At 52.0% G+C, this 18579-nt stretch carries 14 protein-coding genes; 9 read left to right on the top strand and 5 right to left on the bottom strand.

The genetic code is table 11. The annotated features are described in order from the left end of the window. Window positions 1-75 precede the first annotated feature (75 nt). The 7 genes from ACLJRE_RS19015 to ACLJRE_RS18985 all read left to right on the top strand — a co-directional run bounded on the left by ACLJRE_RS19015 (window position 76) and on the right by ACLJRE_RS18985 (window position 10000). Window positions 76-654 (top strand): TetR family transcriptional regulator, encoded by a 579-nt coding sequence (locus ACLJRE_RS19015; RefSeq protein ID WP_000121044.1) that lies wholly within the window; start codon window positions 76-78, stop codon window positions 652-654. Between the two features lie 213 nt (window positions 655-867). Continuing rightward, entirely contained in the window at window positions 868-2256 is a 1389-nt protein-coding gene (locus ACLJRE_RS19010; RefSeq protein ID WP_023207800.1) for a NarK family nitrate/nitrite MFS transporter, read from the top strand. Window positions 2257-2347: 91 nt separating this feature from the next. After that, window positions 2348-6088 (top strand): nitrate reductase subunit alpha, encoded by a 3741-nt coding sequence (locus tag ACLJRE_RS19005; RefSeq protein ID WP_023212392.1) that lies wholly within the window; start codon window positions 2348-2350, stop codon window positions 6086-6088. Then, a complete protein-coding gene (narH, locus tag ACLJRE_RS19000; protein ID WP_000702591.1) occupies window positions 6085-7629 on the top strand; it encodes a nitrate reductase subunit beta in 1545 nt (514 codons plus the stop codon). The genes ACLJRE_RS19005 and narH overlap by 4 nt, the downstream gene beginning before the upstream one ends. Then, the gene (gene narW, locus ACLJRE_RS18995) at window positions 7629-8324 is read left to right on the top strand and encodes a nitrate reductase molybdenum cofactor assembly chaperone (RefSeq protein WP_001166293.1); all 696 of its coding nucleotides are present in this window, start codon (window positions 7629-7631) and stop codon (window positions 8322-8324) included. Before narH ends, narW begins: the two co-directional genes overlap by 1 nt. Next, on the top strand, window positions 8321-9001 hold the full coding sequence (gene narI / locus ACLJRE_RS18990; RefSeq protein ID WP_000617106.1) for a respiratory nitrate reductase subunit gamma: 681 nt from the start codon (window positions 8321-8323) through the stop codon (window positions 8999-9001). Before narW ends, narI begins: the two co-directional genes overlap by 4 nt. A 105-nt stretch (window positions 9002-9106) precedes the next feature. Continuing rightward, window positions 9107-10000: a PhzF family isomerase gene (locus tag ACLJRE_RS18985; protein WP_000804290.1), complete on the top strand. Its 894-nt coding sequence runs from the start codon at window positions 9107-9109 to the stop codon at window positions 9998-10000. A gap of 35 nt (window positions 10001-10035) precedes the next feature. Here ACLJRE_RS18985 and nhoA read toward each other — a convergent pair whose 3' ends face one another. Beyond that, entirely contained in the window at window positions 10036-10881 is an 846-nt protein-coding gene (nhoA, locus tag ACLJRE_RS18980; protein ID WP_000200332.1) for an N-hydroxyarylamine O-acetyltransferase, read from the bottom strand. A 283-nt stretch (window positions 10882-11164) separates the two neighbouring features. Further along, window positions 11165-11797, bottom strand: a complete 633-nt coding sequence (gene steA, locus ACLJRE_RS18975; RefSeq protein WP_001629417.1) for a type III secretion system effector SteA — start codon at window positions 11795-11797, stop codon at window positions 11165-11167. 512 nt (window positions 11798-12309) lie between these two features. On the opposite strand from steA, the gene ansP reads away from it, so the two are divergent. Then, window positions 12310-13803, top strand: coding sequence for an L-asparagine permease (gene ansP / locus ACLJRE_RS18970; RefSeq protein WP_000857112.1), 1494 nt, complete (start codon window positions 12310-12312; stop codon window positions 13801-13803). Window positions 13804-13879: 76 nt separating this feature from the next. On the opposite strand, the gene ACLJRE_RS18965 is transcribed toward ansP, so the two are convergent. Both ACLJRE_RS18965 and ACLJRE_RS18960 read right to left on the bottom strand, forming a co-directional pair. Further along, window positions 13880-14101: a YgdI/YgdR family lipoprotein gene (locus ACLJRE_RS18965; protein ID WP_000825228.1), complete on the bottom strand. Its 222-nt coding sequence runs from the start codon at window positions 14099-14101 to the stop codon at window positions 13880-13882. Between the two features lie 144 nt (window positions 14102-14245). Next, entirely contained in the window at window positions 14246-15307 is a 1062-nt protein-coding gene (locus tag ACLJRE_RS18960; RefSeq protein ID WP_000550636.1) for a YncE family protein, read from the bottom strand. Window positions 15308-15570: 263 nt separating this feature from the next. Between ACLJRE_RS18960 and pqqU the strand changes: the two genes are divergently transcribed. After that, window positions 15571-17691, top strand: a complete 2121-nt coding sequence (pqqU, locus tag ACLJRE_RS18955) for a TonB-dependent receptor PqqU (RefSeq protein WP_023212391.1) — start codon at window positions 15571-15573, stop codon at window positions 17689-17691. Between the two features lie 66 nt (window positions 17692-17757). Here the strand turns inward: pqqU and mcbR are convergent, their stop codons facing one another. Beyond that, window positions 17758-18423 (bottom strand): colanic acid/biofilm transcriptional regulator McbR, encoded by a 666-nt coding sequence (gene mcbR, locus ACLJRE_RS18950; protein WP_001119592.1) that lies wholly within the window; start codon window positions 18421-18423, stop codon window positions 17758-17760. Between the last annotated feature and the right edge of the window lie 156 nt (window positions 18424-18579).

Here is an 18579-nt window from a genome sequence, read left to right as displayed (position 1 = left end):
TCAGGATCCTACGGTAAGTTGAACGAATGTCCAGCTTTTTGTTACACTGCGCGCATTGGCTAATGTGGGGAAAATATGAGTTACCTTAACCGGGATGAACGCCGCGAAGTGATCCTGCAAGCGGCGATGCGCGTGGCGCTGGCAGAGGGGTTTGCCGCCATGACGGTGCGACGTATCGCATCAGAAGCCGATGTCGCCGCCGGACAGGTGCATCACCACTTTAGCTCAGCGGGCGAGCTCAAAGCGCTGGCCTTTGTCCATTTGATCCGTACCCTGCTTGATGCCGGGCAAGTTCCGCCGCCCGCCACCTGGCGTGCACGGCTTCACGCTATGTTGGGTAGCGAAGACGGCGGCTTCGAGCCTTACATAAAATTGTGGCGAGAGGCGCAAATTCTGGCTGACCGGGATCCGCACATCAGAGATGCTTATCTCCTCACGATGCAGATGTGGCATGAGGAAACGGTCACAATTATCGAGCAGGGCAAACAGGCCGGAGAATTTACGTTTACTGCTAACGCCACGGATATTGCCTGGCGGCTTATCGCACTGGTGTGCGGGCTGGACGGTATGTATGTGCTGGGTATTCCGGAAATGGCCGATCCCGCGTTTAAATACCATCTGGATCGGATGATTACGCTTGAGCTCTTTGCGTAAAGTTACAAATAATTTAATAAAAATCACTTTTAATTTACAAATAGTAACAATTAAGAAACATCATATCTCTTCTTCGCGCCGCGCTGGCCTGGTTTTTTATCTATTCTTTCACTCAATATTCTAAAAAAACTTCAATAAGTTCTCAAAAGAGCGCGTGACGCTCTGTCTCTTTTTTGTGTTTTTTTCAAATGATATGCGCATGTGAGGGGTAAAATGACACGACAAAACGAGAATTATAACCGTTATCTCTTGAGTGACTGGCGACCCGAAAATCCAGCCTTCTGGGAGAATAAAGGGAAAGGCATCGCCAGAAGAAACTTATGGATTTCAGTAAGTTGTTTGCTTCTGGCATTTTGCGTCTGGATGTTGTTTAGCGCTGTTGCCGTCAACCTCAATAAAATTGGATTTAATTTTACCACCGACCAACTCTTTTTATTAACCGCATTACCTTCTCTTTCCGGTGCAATATTACGCGTTCCCTACTCCTTTATGGTACCACTGTTTGGTGGCCGTAAATGGACCGTATTAAGTACCGTAATATTGATTATTCCCTGCGCCTGGCTGGGGTTCGCCGTGCAAAATCCCGCCACCCCTTTCGGGGTATTTATGCTCATCGCTCTGTTGTGCGGTTTTGCGGGGGCAAACTTCGCGTCCAGTATGGGCAACATCAGTTTTTTCTTTCCAAAAGCCAGACAAGGTAGCGCGTTGGGTATTAACGGCGGCTTGGGAAATCTTGGCGTCAGTGTGATGCAGTTGCTTGCGCCGCTGGTTATTTTTCTGCCGATATTTACTTTTTTAGGCGTCCGGGGCGTACCGCAACCTGATGGCTCCCTGCTCGCCCTCACTAACGCCGCCTGGATCTGGGTGCCGTTACTGGCTGTCGCGACACTTGCCGCCTGGTTTGGTATGAACGATATCGGCAGTTCAAAAGCGTCTGTCGCCTCGCAATTGCCGGTGCTAAAACGCCTGCACCTGTGGCTGCTTAGCCTGCTGTACCTGGCGACATTCGGGTCATTCATCGGCTTTTCCGCAGGTTTCGCCATGCTCGCCAAAACGCAATTTCCCGACGTAAACATTCTGCAACTGGCGTTCTTTGGCCCCTTTATCGGCGCGCTGGCGCGATCGGCAGGCGGCGTGATCTCCGATAAATTCGGCGGCGTTCGCGTAACGCTCATTAATTTTATCTTTATGGCGCTGTTTACCGCCCTGCTATTCCTCACGCTGCCAGGATCCGGCGCAGGCAGCTTTAGCGCGTTCTATCTTGTTTTTATGGGCCTGTTTTTGACAGCGGGTCTCGGCAGCGGTTCTACCTTCCAGATGATTGCGGTGATCTTTCGTCAGATCACGCTCTACAACGTCAAACTGCGCGGCGGGAGCGATGAGCAGGCGCAGCGCGAAGCGGTGACGGATACCGCCGCCGCGCTCGGGTTTATCTCCGCTATTGGCGCTGTGGGCGGCTTCTTTATTCCAAAAGCGTTTGGCACCTCTTTGGCATTGACCGGCTCGCCGGTGGGCGCCATGAAAATCTTTTTGCTGTTTTACATCGCTTGCGTCCTGCTGACCTGGCTGGTCTACGGGCGTCGTAAGCCTAAACAACAATAACAACATACGCACCTGTAGGACGGCCATCCGGCAATGGTTTAACGCCAAATCGACAGGATGGCGGAAAATTTATCGAAGCAGGAGAAATGTCATGAGTAAACTGTTGGATCGCTTTCGTTACTTTAAACAAAAAGGCGATACCTTTGCCGACGGCCATGGTCAGGTGATGCATACCAACCGCGACTGGGAAGACAGTTATCGCCAGCGCTGGCAGTTTGATAAGATCGTGCGCTCAACCCACGGCGTCAACTGCACGGGCTCCTGTAGCTGGAAAATTTATGTCAAAAACGGTCTGGTGACGTGGGAAACCCAGCAAACCGACTACCCGCGCACACGTCCCGATTTACCAAACCATGAACCGCGCGGCTGCCCGCGCGGCGCCAGCTACTCCTGGTATCTCTATAGCGCCAATCGTTTGAAATACCCTCTGGTGCGTAAGCGGCTGATAGAACTGTGGCGCGAGGCCCTTTCCCGGCACAGCGATCCGGTGCTGGCATGGGAATCGATAATGAACGACCCGCAAAAATGCCAAAGTTACAAACAGGTGCGCGGACATGGCGGCTTTATTCGTTCGAACTGGAAAGAGCTGAATCAGCTCATTGCCGCCGCTAACGTCTGGACAATCAAAACCTATGGCCCGGATCGTGTGGCGGGGTTTTCACCTATTCCAGCAATGTCGATGGTTTCTTACGCCGCCGGAACACGTTATCTGTCATTGCTTGGCGGTACTTGTCTGAGCTTCTATGACTGGTATTGCGATCTTCCGCCCGCGTCTCCAATGACCTGGGGCGAGCAGACTGACGTGCCGGAGTCCGCCGACTGGTATAACTCAGCCTACATTATTGCCTGGGGCTCTAACGTGCCGCAGACGCGTACCCCGGACGCCCACTTCTTTACCGAAGTGCGCTACAAAGGCACCAAGACAATCGCCATCACCCCGGACTATTCCGAAGTCGCTAAACTGTGCGATCAGTGGCTGGCGCCAAAGCAAGGTACAGACAGTGCGCTGGCGATGGCCATGGGTCACGTCATTTTGAAAGAGTTTCATCTCGATAATCCCAGCGACTATTTTCTTAACTATTGCCGCCGTTATACCGACATGCCAATGCTGGTCCTGTTGGATGAGCGCGCAGACGGCAGTTATGTACCGGGGCGTATGATGCGCGCGTCGGATCTGGTGGATGGACTGGGAGAAGCCAATAATCCGGAATGGAAAACCGTCGCGCTCAACAGTACGGGCGAACTGGTCGCGCCCAATGGTTCTATCGGTTTTCGCTGGGGCGAAAAGGGAAAATGGAACCTGGAAGCGGTGGCGGCGGGCGTCGAAACTGAACTGTCGCTCTCTTTACTCGGTCAGCATGATGATGTGGCGGGTGTCGCCTTCCCCTATTTTGGCGGTAACGAAAACCCACATTTTCGCAGCGTGCGGCAGGAACCGGTGCTGGTACGTCAGTTACCGGTGAAACGCCTGGCTCTGGCGGACGGTAGCGAGCGGATGGTCGTCAGCGTTTACGATCTGGTGCTGGCCAATTATGGGCTGGATCGTGGTCTGGATGACTGCCATAGCGCCAATAATTATAACGACGTAAAAGCCTACACGCCGGCCTGGGGCGAACAGATTACCGGCGTGCCGCGTCGACATATCGAAACTATTGCGCGTGAATTTGCCGAGACCGCTCATAAAACTCACGGTCGTTCGATGATCATCCTCGGCGCGGGAGTGAATCACTGGTATCACATGGATATGAATTACCGTGGGATGATTAACATGCTGGTGTTCTGCGGCTGTGTTGGACAAACTGGCGGCGGCTGGGCGCACTATGTCGGCCAGGAGAAGCTGCGGCCGCAAACCGGCTGGCTGCCGCTGGCCTTCGCGCTGGACTGGAATCGCCCGCCGCGTCAGATGAACAGTACCTCGTTTTTCTACAACCATGCCAGCCAGTGGCGCTATGAAAAACTGACTGCGCAAGAGTTGCTGTCGCCGTTGGCCGATCCGGCTAAATTTTCCGGACACCTGATCGATTTCAACGTGCGCGCGGAACGTATGGGCTGGCTACCCTCGGCACCGCAGCTTAATCTTAACCCGCTCAGCGTGAAAGCGAGCGCCGATAAAGCCGGGCTGTCTGCGGCGGATTATACCGTGCAGGCGTTGAAATCAGGCGCTATCCGTTTTGCCTGCGAACAGCCTGACAGTGGTCATAATCACCCGCGAAATTTATTTGTCTGGCGCTCTAACCTGCTCGGCTCCTCCGGGAAAGGTCATGAGTACATGCTCAAATATCTGCTGGGCACCGACAGCGGTATCCAGGGCGAAGCGCTGGGTTCCAGCGAAGGAATTAAGCCTGAAGAGGTGGAATGGCAGTCCGCCGCGATTGAGGGCAAGCTCGATCTGTTGGTCACGCTTGATTTCCGTATGTCCAGTACCTGTCTGTTTTCCGATATCGTTTTGCCGACCGCCACCTGGTATGAAAAAGACGATATGAATACCTCGGATATGCATCCGTTTATCCACCCCCTTTCCGCCGCGGTCGATCCTGCCTGGGAATCCAAAAGCGACTGGGAAATCTACAAAGGTATCGCCAGCGTCTTTTCTGAGGTGTGTGTCGGACACCTCGGACAGGAAACCGATGTGGTGTTACACCCGCTCCAGCATGATTCCCCGGCGGAACTGGCGCAGCCATTTGATATTCTCGACTGGCGTAAAGGCGAGTGCGAACTTATTCCGGGAAAAACCGCCCCCAATATCGTCGTGGTTGAACGCGATTATCCGGCCACCTATGAACGTTTTACCTCGCTGGGTCCCCTGCTGGATAAATTAGGCAACGGCGGTAAGGGGATTGCCTGGAATACGCAAGATGAAGTCGATTTCCTCGGTAAGCTCAATTACACCAAACACGATGGTCCGGCGAAAGGACGTCCGCGGATCGACACCGCGCTGGATGCTTCGGAAGTGATTCTTGCCTTAGCGCCGGAAACTAACGGCCAGGTGGCGGTGAAAGCCTGGCAGGCGCTGGGCGAGATGACCGGGCGCGAGCACACCCATCTGGCCATCAATAAAGAAGATGAGAAAATTCGCTTTCGTGATATCCAGGCGCAACCACGCAAAATTATCTCCAGCCCGACCTGGTCAGGACTGGAAAGCGAGCATGTCTCTTATAACGCCGGATATACCAACGTACATGAACTGATCCCGTGGCGCACGTTGTCGGGGCGGCAACAACTCTATCAGGATCATGCGTGGATGCGCGCTTTTGGCGAAAGCCTGGTGGCATATCGTCCGCCGATTGATACCCGCAGCGTCAGCGAAATGCGAGAAATTCCGCCCAACGGTTTCCCGGAAAAAGCGCTTAACTTCCTGACGCCGCACCAGAAATGGGGAATTCACTCCACCTACAGCGAAAACCTGCTGATGCTGACCTTGTCGCGCGGCGGGCCGATTGTCTGGATTAGCGAAGCCGATGCCCGTGAATTGGGTATTGAAGATAACGACTGGATTGAAGCCTTCAACGCTAATGGCGCTCTTTCCGCTCGTGCGGTGGTCAGCCAGCGCGTTCCGCCGGGTATGACCATGATGTACCACGCCCAGGAGCGGATTATGAACATTCCGGGTTCGGAAGTGACCGGGATGCGCGGCGGGATCCATAACTCCGTGACCCGGGTCTGTCCAAAACCGACGCATATGATCGGCGGCTATGCGCAACTGGCTTACGGCTTCAACTATTACGGAACCGTGGGTTCGAATCGCGATGAATTCATCATGATCAGGAAGATGAAAAACATTAACTGGCTGGATGATGAGGGCCGGGATCAGGTACAGGAGGCGAAAAAATGAAAATACGCTCACAGGTTGGGATGGTACTGAATCTCGATAAATGTATTGGCTGTCACACCTGCTCCGTCACCTGTAAAAACGTCTGGACCGGACGTGAAGGGATGGAATACGCATGGTTCAATAACGTCGAAACTAAACCGGGCATCGGCTATCCCAAAAACTGGGAAGACCAGCAGGAGTGGCAAGGCGGTTGGGTTCGTGATGTTAATGGCAAGATAAGGCCCCGTCTGGGCGGCAAAATGGGGGTAATTAGCAAAATTTTCGCCAACCCGGTGATTCCGCAAATCGATGATTACTATGAACCCTTTACCTTCGATTATCAGCATTTACATAATGCGCCGGAGAGTAAGCATCAGCCCACTGCCCGCCCTCGTTCACTGATTGACGGAAAACGGATGGACAAGGTGATCTGGGGGCCAAACTGGGAAGAGCTGCTCGGCGGCGAGTTTGAAAAACGCGCCCGCGACCGTAACTTCGACAACATACAAAAGGAGATGTACGGTCAGTTCGAAAACACCTTCATGATGTACCTGCCGCGCCTGTGCGAACACTGCCTGAACCCCAGTTGTGTCGCCACCTGCCCAAGTGGCGCTATTTATAAGCGTGAAGAAGACGGCATCGTGCTAATCGACCAGGATAAATGCCGGGGCTGGCGTTTGTGTATCAGCGGCTGTCCGTACAAAAAAATCTACTTTAACTGGAAGAGCGGCAAGTCTGAGAAATGCATATTTTGCTATCCGCGTATTGAATCCGGCCAGCCGACCGTTTGTTCGGAAACCTGCGTCGGGCGCATCCGTTATCTTGGCGTTCTGCTCTACGACGCCGACAGGATTGAAGAAGCGGCCAGTACCGAACACGAGACAGATTTGTATGAACGTCAGTGCGATGTGTTTCTCGATCCGCACGATCCGGCGGTCATCGAAGAGGCGCTTAAACAGGGCATCCCGCAAAACGTCATCGACGCCGCCCAACGGTCGCCGGTGTACAAAATGGCGATGGACTGGAAGCTGGCGCTTCCGCTGCACCCGGAATACCGTACCCTGCCGATGGTCTGGTACGTACCGCCGCTGTCGCCCATACAGTCATACGCTGACGCGGGCGGGTTGCCGCACAATGGCAATATTCTGCCGGCGGTGGAAACGCTGCGTATTCCGGTCCAGTACCTGGCCAATATGCTCAGCGCGGGCGATACCGGCCCGGTCATTCGGGCGCTAAAGCGGATGATGGCGATGCGCCACTACATGCGCTCGCAGACGGTTGAAGGCGTGACGGATACCCGCGCGATTGACGAAGTGGGTCTGAGCGTACAACAGGTTGAAGAGATGTATCGCTACCTGGCGATTGCCAATTATGAAGATCGTTTTGTCATTCCCACCAGCCACCGGGAAATGGCGCGCGACGCCTTTCCGGAGCGCAACGGCTGCGGCTTTACTTTTGGCGACGGTTGTCACGGCTCGGATACTAAATTCAACCTGTTCAACAGTAGCCGTATTGATGCCATCAATATCACCGAAGTGCGTGATAAAGCGGAGGGGGAATAATGCAAATCCTCAAAGCGATTGGCCTGTTGATGGAATATCCGGACGACGAGTTGTGGGAATGTCGGGATGAAGCGCTTGCCCTTATCCAACACGATGCGCCAATGCTGACCGACTTCACTCGCGAGCTGCTTTATGCGCCGTTACTGGATAAACAAGCAGAATGGTGCGAAGTGTTTGACCGCGGGCGCGCCACTTCATTGCTGTTATTCGAGCATGTTCATGCGGAGTCCCGCGATCGCGGCCAGGCGATGGTCGATTTGTTAAGCCAGTATGAAACCGTGGGCCTGCAGCTCAACTGCCGCGAACTACCGGATCACCTGCCGCTCTATCTGGAGTACTTAAGCGTGTTGCCGGAAGCGGAAGCGCGCGAGGGATTACAGAATATTGCCCCTATTCTGGCGCTGCTGGGCGGTCGTCTGAAACAGCGAGGAGCGCCGTGGTATCAACTGTTTGACGCCCTGCTGACGCTGGCGGGCAGTACGCTTACAAGTGACAGTGTCACCAAGCAGATTGTTCAGGAATCGCGGGATGATACCCGTCAGGCACTGGACGCCGTCTGGGAAGAAGAGCAGGTGAAGTTTATCGAAGATAACGCCACGACCTGTGACAGTTCACCGTTACACCATTATCAACGACGCTTTAGCCAGGACGCGGCGCCGCAGTACGTCGACGTCAGCGCGGGAGGCCCGAAATGATACAGTACCTGAACGTCTTTTTTTACGACATCTACCCCTATATTTGCGCCACGGTATTCTTCCTCGGCAGTTGGCTGCGCTATGACTACGGACAATATACCTGGCGCGCGTCGTCCAGCCAGATGCTGGATAAGCGTGGGATGGTGATATGGTCGAATCTGTTCCATATTGGCATTCTGGGGATCTTTTTTGGCCATCTGTTTGGGATGCTGACGCCACACTGGATGTATGCCTGGTTCCTGCCGATTGCGGTAAAACAGCAGATGGCGATGATCCTCGGCGGCGTGTGCGGCGTATTAACGTTGATCGGCGGCGCGGGATTACTGTGGCGTCGTCTGACCAATCAGCGTGTGCGGGCGACATCCACTACACCAGATATTATCATCATGAGCATTTTGCTGATTCAGTGCCTGCTTGGCCTGAGCACCATTCCGTTTTCGGCGCAATATCCGGATGGCAGCGAAATGATGAAGTTGGTGGGCTGGGCGCAAAGTATTGTCACCTTCCGCGGCGGGTCTTCGGAAATGCTGAGCGGTGTGGCGTTTGTTTTCCGCGTTCATCTGGTGCTGGGAATGACTATTTTCCTGCTCTTCCCGTTTACCCGCCTGGTTCATGTCTGGAGCGCGCCGTTTGAGTATTTCACCCGTCGCTACCAGATTGTTCGTACCCGCCGCTAATTCTCTTTGCCCGGGGGTACGCTTACCGGGCAAAGAAAAACGCCTGGGCGTCGTCATTCGGCAACGCACAGGCTATGATGATTCTTCAGCCAAAGGAGAACATCAATGAAACCGCAGATTTACCATGTTGACGCCTTCACCAGCGAACCCTTTCGCGGCAACTCTGCTGGCGTTGTCTTACATGCGGATACGCTAAGCGACGCGCAGATGCAGCTGATTGCCCGTGAACTTCGTCACTCGGAAACCGCCTTTTTGCTAAAAAGCGAAGAGAGTGATGTGCACATACGCTACTTTACACCGACAGTAGAAGTCCCCATCTGTGGTCATGCCACCGTGGCCGCGCATTATGTTCGGGCAACGGTACTGGGGTTGGGAAACACCACCGTCTGGCAAACCTCGTTAGCGGGCCGTCATCGCGTTGAAATTCATGCCGAACACAACGACTATCGCATCACGCTGGAACAAGGTCAGCCCTCTTTTGAACCACCGCTAGTCGGAGAGATTCGGGCTGCCATCATCACCGCACTAAACCTGACTGAAGATGATATCGTGCCGGGAGCGCCTATTCAGGTGGCTTCAACAGGACATGCAAAAGTGATGATCCTGCTCAAACCAGACGTTGATATTGATGCCCTTTCTCCGAATCTGGCAGCCCTGACGGCAATCAGCCAGCAAATTGGCTGTAACGGCTTTTTTCCTTTCCAGATTCGTCCGGGAGAAAACGAAACCGATGGGCGAATGTTTTCCCCGGCGATAGGGATTGTGGAAGATCCGGTAACGGGAAACGCCAATGGCCCGATGGGGGCATGGCTCGTCCATCATGGCCTGATGGCGCATGACGGTAAAACGCTGCAGATTCAAGGCCATCAGGGGCGCGCTTTAGGCAAAGAGGGTACTGTTGATGTTACCGTCACCATTCGCGATAACGAGCCGGAAAACGTCACCATCTCCGGCCAGGCGGTCATTCTGTTTCATGCCGAATGGGCCATTACTTTTTAATCTTTGTCAGGCCCGCAAATCCTCGCGGCAAAAAACTATTTTCCCGCCTCCGGATGGGTATCAAATGCAGCCATTACCGCGGCCAGCTCCGCCTCGGTAAAACCGTGCTTTACATCATTTACGCCGAGACCAAACTGCTGCTGAAGTAACTGATACAACGACGGTACATCCGGTACATTGACCTGTTCAACGGCATGTCCCTGGTGGTAACGCGTGAAGTGGAAATTCGTTAATGTCAGCTTGCCGCCATCAGGCAAATGGCGGCACATCAACAAATGATGACGAAAATGGGATTGCGGCCAGTGAGCCGACCAGAAATTGCCCATCACATGATCGCTCTGCTGCTGCACCGCCAGATCAAAACAGTACATCGACTGCCAGTGCTCATGGTGGCGGAATTGTAAAATCCATGTGCTCCCCTCCTGCATCAGGCGGTATTCGCCATGCGGCGTTTGCTGGGCAATTTCAGCCTGCAGACGAAGCGGCGCGGTTAGCGTTTGGCCGCCAAACCCCACGTCCGCGATCCACTGCTCATTCTCAACATCAACCAGCAGCAAACGGTGCGTGCGCGGCGGTAAACTGGCGGGATGAGACAGAATGACCCGCCCCAATAAGCTTCGGACGTTAAAACCGATGTCGCGTAACGCGCGTTCAAACAGGCCATTCAGTTCAAAACAGTATCCACCGCGTCGGGCATAAAGCAGTTTCTCCTCTAATGCCGTCTCATCGAGCTGTATTTCACGAGGCAGTAGAACATCCAGATTTTCAAAAGGAATCGCGCAGTTGTGCGCTAAGTGAAGCGTTCTGAGCGCTTCAACCGTAGGAACCCCCAACGGCTGACAATGTAATCGCGTAAAATAAGCATGTAAAAAAGAGGTCATCTGAGGCTTCCATTAACATTAATGCTTGCGTTCGGCACACAGGCTGAGGCGGATATCGCTGCGCAACAGGATACCCTATCCGTGGAATAGCGTTGGATACTTTTGAAAAAATAAGACAGGCCGGCTACAGCCGCCGGAGGTACGTGGAATTTTGGCGTACAAACGGAAATCGGGTTCTGAGAATCTCTTTGCGACACGCCGCCAAAATAGCGGCGTGTTAAAATTTTTAACGCCAGCTCAGCGAGTCTGATTTCTAACAAAACTGGCTAAACATAAACGCTTTTTAATACTTGTCCAAATAGTTATGGTAACGATCTTTTATGTCGGCCGCCCATTGCACTTTCGCCTCCTGCATGTCGCTGGCCCGAGCGATATAATGTTCTAAACTCGGAATGGCGCCTAATGCCTGAGGTAAGGCATTATATTCTGCTATTCGCTCTCTGACGGTTTTATATTTTTCATCAATATCATAATGATAGTACGCTGGCGCTTCAAAAAAGCCCTCTTCCAGTCTCATACAAATATCTTCAAAGGACCCCTTAACCTCTACGGTATGTTCGCCATCCGATATCCTGACGATTGGCTCACGTCCAGCCATCAGCGAGAGTTGTTCGAATGTTAACATCCGACCATCAGAAAGCTCGACATCTATAATAAATTGTTCATCACGTACAGCATCTGCAAGGTGATTATGGATAGTCCCTGCATTGGCACAGAACTCCTCAACTTTAGGCGTAACATTGCAATAATGTTCAATTACTCTTGTAAATCCGTAGGCTAATCCTGCTGTAAGCACATACAAGATGCCTTTCATGATTTTTGTTGATAATTTATTTTCGTAATCTCCTGCAGCAACATGAGGTAGCTTATTTCCTGATAAAGCTCTGGCATAGGTAGAAACTGATGTATGTGGCATATCCTGCTCCTTCAAATTTTGCTCAATAGCTTTATATGTCCTACTCCTCTCTCATTATGACGATATGTCAATCAACAAAATTGCTCAAAGGCATATATTTTCAGGAGAAAATGAGAATAACAGGCGCAACGGCCTTATCTTATGCTGCTGCAATATCGTCAGGTAGTTTACCGTTCGAGGTTATATCTATGACCATAAATCCCACCAGTGATTAGCGCTGATTAATTATTGTGCAACGCAATCACTACGGATTTGTGCTGGCGTCTTATCTGGCTGAATCGTGACCACACCGCACCACATCTGACCACACAAATAAACTCGACATTCTCATTTTGTTCTTTCCGTATGTTTTGCGTCATTTAACAATTGCAGGTAGGATGCTCCGCCGGCGGTTTTATCCCTGTCACAGAATCAGGGAAAAGCGGCATTCGCCATTGCAGGCAATCGATTGGTGAGCGCCCGTCGCGGCATAAGGAATTTTTCTGTCAGGACAGGCTATAACAGGTAACGTAATGAAAACACAGACTACGCACGCCGCAGAACAACATGCGGCGAAACGACGCTGGCTGAACGCCCATGAAGAGGGGTATCACAAAGCGATGGGGAATCGTCAGGTTCAGATGATTGCTATCGGCGGCGCGATTGGCACCGGTTTATTTTTAGGTGCAGGCGCCCGATTGCAAATGGCCGGACCGGCACTGGCGCTGGTCTATCTGATATGCGGCATTTTTTCTTTTTTCATTTTACGCGCGCTGGGCGAACTGGTATTGCATCGCCCTTCCAGCGGGAGCTTCGTCTCCTACGCCCGTGAATTTTTGGGTGAAAAAGCGGCCTACGTCGCAGGCTGGATGTACTTTATTAACTGGGCGATGACCGGGATCGTCGATATCACCGCAGTGGCGTTATATATGCACTACTGGGGCGCATTTGGCGACGTTCCGCAATGGGTGTTCGCGCTCGGCGCGTTAACCATTGTCGGTACCATGAACATGATCGGCGTAAAATGGTTTGCCGAAATGGAGTTCTGGTTCGCGCTGATAAAAGTACTCGCCATTGTTATCTTCCTGGTGGTAGGCACGATTTTTCTCGGTACCGGTCAACCGCTTGAGGGTAATGCCACCGGTTTTCACCTGATTACAGATAATGGCGGCTTTTTCCCGCACGGCCTGTTGCCCGCGCTGGTACTGATTCAGGGCGTGGTGTTCGCTTTTGCGTCGATTGAACTGGTCGGTACCGCCGCTGGGGAGTGCAAAGATCCACAGACGATGGTGCCAAAAGCCATCAATAGCGTGATCTGGCGTATTGGTCTTTTCTATGTAGGATCGGTCGTATTGCTGGTTTTGCTGCTGCCGTGGAACGCCTATCAGGCGGGGCAAAGTCCGTTTGTCACCTTCTTTTCTAAACTTGGCGTGCCTTATATCGGCAGTATTATGAATATCGTGGTGTTAACCGCCGCGCTTTCCAGCCTGAACTCGGGGCTTTACTGTACGGGGAGAATTTTACGTTCAATGTCGATGGGGGGTTCCGCGCCGAAATTCATGGCGAAAATGAGCCGTCAGCATGTGCCCTATGCGGGTATTCTGGCGACTCTGGTGGTTTACGTGGTCGGCGTATTCCTGAATTACCTGGTTCCCTCCCGCGTGTTTGAGATCGTTCTTAATTTTGCCTCGCTCGGCATTATCGCGTCGTGGGCGTTTATCATGGTGTGCCAGATGCGTTTACGCCAGGCGATAAAAGAAGGCAAAGCCGCAGACGTCAGTTTTAAACTGCCCGGCGCGCCTTTTACCTCCTGGCTAACACTGCTGTTTTTACTAAGCGTGCTGGTACTCATGGCGTTTGACTACCCGAATGGAACTTACACTATCGCCTCGTTGCCGCTGATCGCCATTCTGCTGGTCGCCGGCTGGTTTGGCGTGCGACGTCGTGTGGCGGAGATCCATCGCACTGCGCCAGTGACGGCGGATTCGACAGAGAGTGTCGTATTGAAAGAAGAAGCAGCGACATAACATTACCCTTCCCCGGCAGCCCCAGGCCTGCCGGGTTTAATGCGCGTTGCCGCCAACACCGCATCGCGCCCAATGCTTAGTCAGCCTTAATCAACTGCGCCACATCATTGCTGTTAATTTCCCGCTGGTTGCCTTCCTGATCGGTATAACTGGTCATTCCCGTCTCTTTATCTAACTGCGGCTTACCCTGAGTTACGATCGTTTGCCCATTCTTCGTCGTCATCACATAGTTGGTTGTGCAACCCGCAAGCATAAAAAACATCATGCCCAAACCAGAGCATATAAATAACCTTTTCATATTTTCCTCGTGAATATAATGAGTTAACTACAGCAAAAAGGCAGTGTAATTCTCACAGAATCATCAGGCTATCGGCGGGGTGTAACGAGGCGTATCGGTGCGTTTAAAGAGATGACTGGAGGGGTTTCCCCCTCCATACCCTATTTACAGAGCAATGCGAATAACATCATCCGGCTGCGTCGCTTCCTGTTCACGTGTCGATTTCTGCTTCACGCTGACGTAGAGCGTTTTACCGTCTGCCGATAGCGCCAGGCTATTCGGGTACGTCGGCGTATCGAACGTTTTAACAACGTTATAGGTCTTCGCATCGATCACGCTGACCTGCCCTGCCTGACGATGTGTCACATACGCCTCGTTACGTGTCGGGTTAAACAGGACGGCCAAAGAAGCAGGCGCCGCGATTTTGGCAAGAATATTGCCATTACGGGTATCGACAACCAGAACCTCAGTCGCCTTCGAGTCGGTGATAAACGCGCGATGACCTGCGGTATCGAGACTCAGGTTAATAAAGAAGTGTTCTTTACCGTCATCCAGCAACTTCTTACGACTGAGAATTTTATTGCTGGCGGTATCGATGGTGATAAATTCACCATCCGCATTGGTGGTGTACAGGCGTTGCGCTTTACTGTCGAGCGCCAGACCCGTACTCATTTTGCCGGTATTTTCGATCGTCGTTTTCAGTTTGATGGTTTCGCCATCCACTACCCAAATAGCACTCTCTTTACCAACACCGCTAATGTAGATCGTGTTGGTCGCCGCATCGGCAACCAGCTCACGGGGCTGTAACGGACGAACCTCTTCAGTACGTTTGCGCGCATCAAGTACCAGACGACCTTTTACATCACCCGTTTTGGCATCAATTGCGGTAACAGCGCTGTTAATGGTATTGCCAAACCACAGCGTTTGGGTCGCGGCATTGATGGTGGCGCCGAACGGCTTGAGATCGTTATGAATCGCTTGCGTGATTTCCAGCGTCACCGGGTCGAGACGATAAACTACGCCGCCTTTATCCAGTTTACGGCTTTGCGATGTAGCCAGCCAGAGCGCGTTTTCTTGCTGACTCCAGGCCATCTCATAAGCGCCTTTGCCTACCGCTTTACGCAGCATGTCTTCCGCCGCCAGCGTGCTAAATGAGGATGCGACGAGGAGCGAACCTAACAATAAAGAACCACGCAGGCGCGGCGAAAAAAGATGACGTAAGTGCATGACGACTCCCTTTGATAAAAACGTGTATAGCTGCTTCACACTACTTCGCTGCGCGGGATCTTCGTTCCGCACTTATTATAAGTTGAGAATAATAATCATTATTTATCAGAAAGTGGAGCTTTTCCTCGCCTGCGAATGTCATGGCTCTTAAATACCGCACATTTTCTTAACTTAATGTGCGATTAAAATTTCAAAACTTTACATATTGACTACCCTTAATGTCACGTTTTCCGTTGATACGCTTACATTTATCCGGCATTTTCATGAAAATTATTTCCGTTAGACAGCGACTTTATCCCGCCCTCTTATTGCCTCTGACCTTCTCCCCGGTTCTTCAGGCCGCCAGCGCGCCCAATGAACAAACCATGATAGTCACCGCAACGCCGCAAACCGTATCCGAACTGGATACACCTGCCGCCGTTAGCGTCATTGAGGGAGAAGACATGCGTCTGGCGACGCCGCGCGTCAATTTATCTGAGTCTTTAACCAGCGTCCCGGGATTGCAAGTGCAGAACCGGCAGAACTACGCGCAGGATCTGCAAATCTCTATCCGCGGATTTGGCTCGCGTTCCGCCTTTGGCGTGCGCGGCATTCGTCTGTATGTTGATGGCATTCCCGCCACCATGCCGGATGGGCAAGGCCAGATTTCGAATATTGATATTAACAGCATACAAGACGTTGAAGTGTTACGCGGCCCTTTCTCAGCGCTATACGGCAATGCTTCCGGCGGCGTGATAAATGTCACCACCGAAACCGGCAAACAGCCGCCTACCCTTGAGGCCAGCAGCTACTACGGCAGTTATGGAAGCTGGCGCTATGGGCTAAAAGCCACGGGCGCGATGGGTGACGGCACACAGCCAGGCGACGTGGATTACACGGTATCGACTACCCGTTTCACCACCCACGGCTACCGCGATCACAGCGGTGCGCGAAAAAATCTGGCTAATGCCAAACTGGGCGTTCGCCTTGACGATGTCAGTAAACTCTCGCTGATTTTTAATAGTGTGGACATTAAGGCGGACGATCCCGGCGGACTTACCGAATCTGAATGGAAAGCCGATCCGCAACAGGCGCCGCGCGCTGAACAGTACAATACGCGTAAAACCATCAAACAAACTCAGGCAGGATTGCGTTATGAACGTCAGCTCAGCGCGCAGGATGATATCAGCGTGATGGCCTACGCCGGAGAGCGGGAAACCACGCAATACCAGTCTATTCCCCTGGTGGCACAGCTAAAACCGGCCCAGGCTGGCGGCGTAATTACACTGCAACGTCACTATCAGGGCATTGATTCCCGCTGGACTCACCGGGGAGAATTAGGTGTGCCGGTCACCTTCACTGGCGGATTAAATTATGAAAATATGAGCGAAAACCGCAAGGGTTACAATAACTTCCGTCTCAACAACGGCACCCCTGAGTTCGGGCATAAAGGCGATTTACGCCGGGATGAACGTAACCTGATGTGGAATGTCGATCCTTATCTGCAAACCCAGTGGCAGCTTACGCAAAAACTCTCGCTGGATGCTGGCGTGCGCTACAGTTCCGTGTGGTTCGATTCTAACGATCACTATATCGCGCCCGGCAATGGCGATGACAGCGGCGACGCCAGCTATCACCACTGGCTACCCGCCGGATCGCTAAAATATGCGTTAACTGACGCCTGGAATCTCTATCTTGCTGCCGGTCGCGGATTTGAAACTCCCACTATCAATGAGCTTTCTTATCGCGCTGACGGCCAAAGCGGGTTCAACTTTGACCTCAAACCGTCGACCAATGATACGGTGGAAGTCGGCAGTAAAACGCGGATTGGCAACGGCTTGTTGACCGCCGCGTTATTTCAAACCGATACCGATGATGAAATTGTTGTCGCCAGTAGTATGGGAGGACGCACTACCTACAAAAACGCGGGTAAAACACGCCGCCAGGGCGCAGAACTCTCGTTGGACCAGCGCTTCGCCGGCGACTGGCGGGTGAAAGCATCATGGACCTGGCTGGATGCGACCTATCGCAGTAACGTTTGTCAGGGGCAAAACTGTGATGGAAACCGGATGCCCGGCATCGCCCGTAATATGGGATTCGCCTCATTAGGTTTTATCCCGGATGAGGGGTGGTACGCCGGAACAGACGTTCGCTATATGGGCGATATCATGGCCAATGATGAAAATACCGCCAAAGCGCCTTCGTATACCGTTGTTGGACTAAATACAGGGTATAAATTTAATTACAGTCAGCTTACCGTCGATATTTTTGGGCGGGTAGATAATCTATTTGATAAAGAATATATCGGTTCAGTGATCGTTAATGAATCTAATGGCCGATATTATGAGCCAGCGCCAGGGCGTAACTATGGCGTGGGGATTAATCTGGCATGGCAATTTGAATAAATATCCGGCAAATATCCGGCAATAGCGGGGAATCCCCGCTATTGATAAGTCATAGTTTCATGAAGGTTACATGAAGTACTGATTTTTAATCGTCGCTACGTTTTGTTGCAAAACGTTCTGTAGGCAGTGGCGACTGGCTTCTTTATCACCAGTCACTAACGCATTAAGCAATTTTCTGTACAGATTAACGCCGTTTTGATAATCATCAAGTTTAAAATTATCATATAAAAAATGCAGGCTTGGCCCCAGGCGTACCCATAATTGCTCGATCATGGCATACAGCGTTGGCATATCCGCGTAGTGGTAGATCTCAAAGCGGAATGCGCGGTTGGCCAAAAGAATTTTCTCCATAACGCCACTTTCCAGCGCCTGTTGAAATTCATCTAATAGCGCATTCAGTGTCTGCTCGCGATCCGGAGTAATCTTACCCGCAGCGGCGACCACCGCCATCTCCTCCAGGGCAGTACGAATCGTATTAATTTCCAGCAAACTTTCCAGCGAGATCTCCGGCACCATAAACGCCTGTGCTGGCGCCACCGCCAAAGCACTGGAAGAGACCAGCCTTAACAGGGCCTCACGCACCGGCGTAATACTGACGCCTAACTCTTGAGCGATATTTTTAGTGATAAGCCTTGCGCCTGGTTTTAATGCGCCAATAGACAATTGATGCTTTAACCGATTTTCAACCTGTGTGGTCAGGCTTATATGTTGTGTTTTTTCCGTACCCGGCATTTTCCTTCCTTCACCTCTTGGCAGAACAACATCGCAATCGAGTCCCGAAGAAGTTTCGGAACTTAATTGTAAAAAAGATAATCCAGGCCTGAACGGCCAAATAAATAAAAGTGATAATTTACTTGCGTGATATTCTCATCTTTTACAACAATACAG

This window comes from Salmonella sp. SAL04157 (assembly GCF_046551635.1).
GTDB lineage: Bacteria > Pseudomonadota > Gammaproteobacteria > Enterobacterales > Enterobacteriaceae > Salmonella > Salmonella enterica.
The sequence above is the reverse complement of the archived record's forward strand: the minus strand, read 5'-3'. Positions and strand labels throughout refer to the sequence as shown.

Excerpts from the sequence above, each read along its gene's own strand:
- ACLJRE_RS19010 (WP_023207800.1), top strand. The coding sequence starts at position 868 with ATGACACGACAAAACGAGAATTATAACCGTTATCTCTTGAGTGACTGG.
- ACLJRE_RS19005 (WP_023212392.1), top strand. The coding sequence starts at position 2,348 with ATGAGTAAACTGTTGGATCGCTTTCGTTACTTTAAACAAAAAGGCGAT.
- mcbR (WP_001119592.1), bottom strand. The coding sequence starts at position 18,423 with ATGCCGGGTACGGAAAAAACACAACATATAAGCCTGACCACACAGGTT.
- nhoA (WP_000200332.1), bottom strand. The coding sequence starts at position 10,881 with ATGACCTCTTTTTTACATGCTTATTTTACGCGATTACATTGTCAGCCG.
- ACLJRE_RS18965 (WP_000825228.1), bottom strand. The coding sequence starts at position 14,101 with ATGAAAAGGTTATTTATATGCTCTGGTTTGGGCATGATGTTTTTTATG.
- narW (WP_001166293.1), top strand. The coding sequence starts at position 7,629 with ATGCAAATCCTCAAAGCGATTGGCCTGTTGATGGAATATCCGGACGAC.
- narI (WP_000617106.1), top strand. The coding sequence starts at position 8,321 with ATGATACAGTACCTGAACGTCTTTTTTTACGACATCTACCCCTATATT.
- ACLJRE_RS18985 (WP_000804290.1), top strand. The coding sequence starts at position 9,107 with ATGAAACCGCAGATTTACCATGTTGACGCCTTCACCAGCGAACCCTTT.
- ansP (WP_000857112.1), top strand. The coding sequence starts at position 12,310 with ATGAAAACACAGACTACGCACGCCGCAGAACAACATGCGGCGAAACGA.
- ACLJRE_RS18960 (WP_000550636.1), bottom strand. The coding sequence starts at position 15,307 with ATGCACTTACGTCATCTTTTTTCGCCGCGCCTGCGTGGTTCTTTATTG.
- steA (WP_001629417.1), bottom strand. The coding sequence starts at position 11,797 with ATGCCACATACATCAGTTTCTACCTATGCCAGAGCTTTATCAGGAAAT.
- ACLJRE_RS19015 (WP_000121044.1), top strand. The coding sequence starts at position 76 with ATGAGTTACCTTAACCGGGATGAACGCCGCGAAGTGATCCTGCAAGCG.
- pqqU (WP_023212391.1), top strand. The coding sequence starts at position 15,571 with ATGAAAATTATTTCCGTTAGACAGCGACTTTATCCCGCCCTCTTATTG.
- narH (WP_000702591.1), top strand. The coding sequence starts at position 6,085 with ATGAAAATACGCTCACAGGTTGGGATGGTACTGAATCTCGATAAATGT.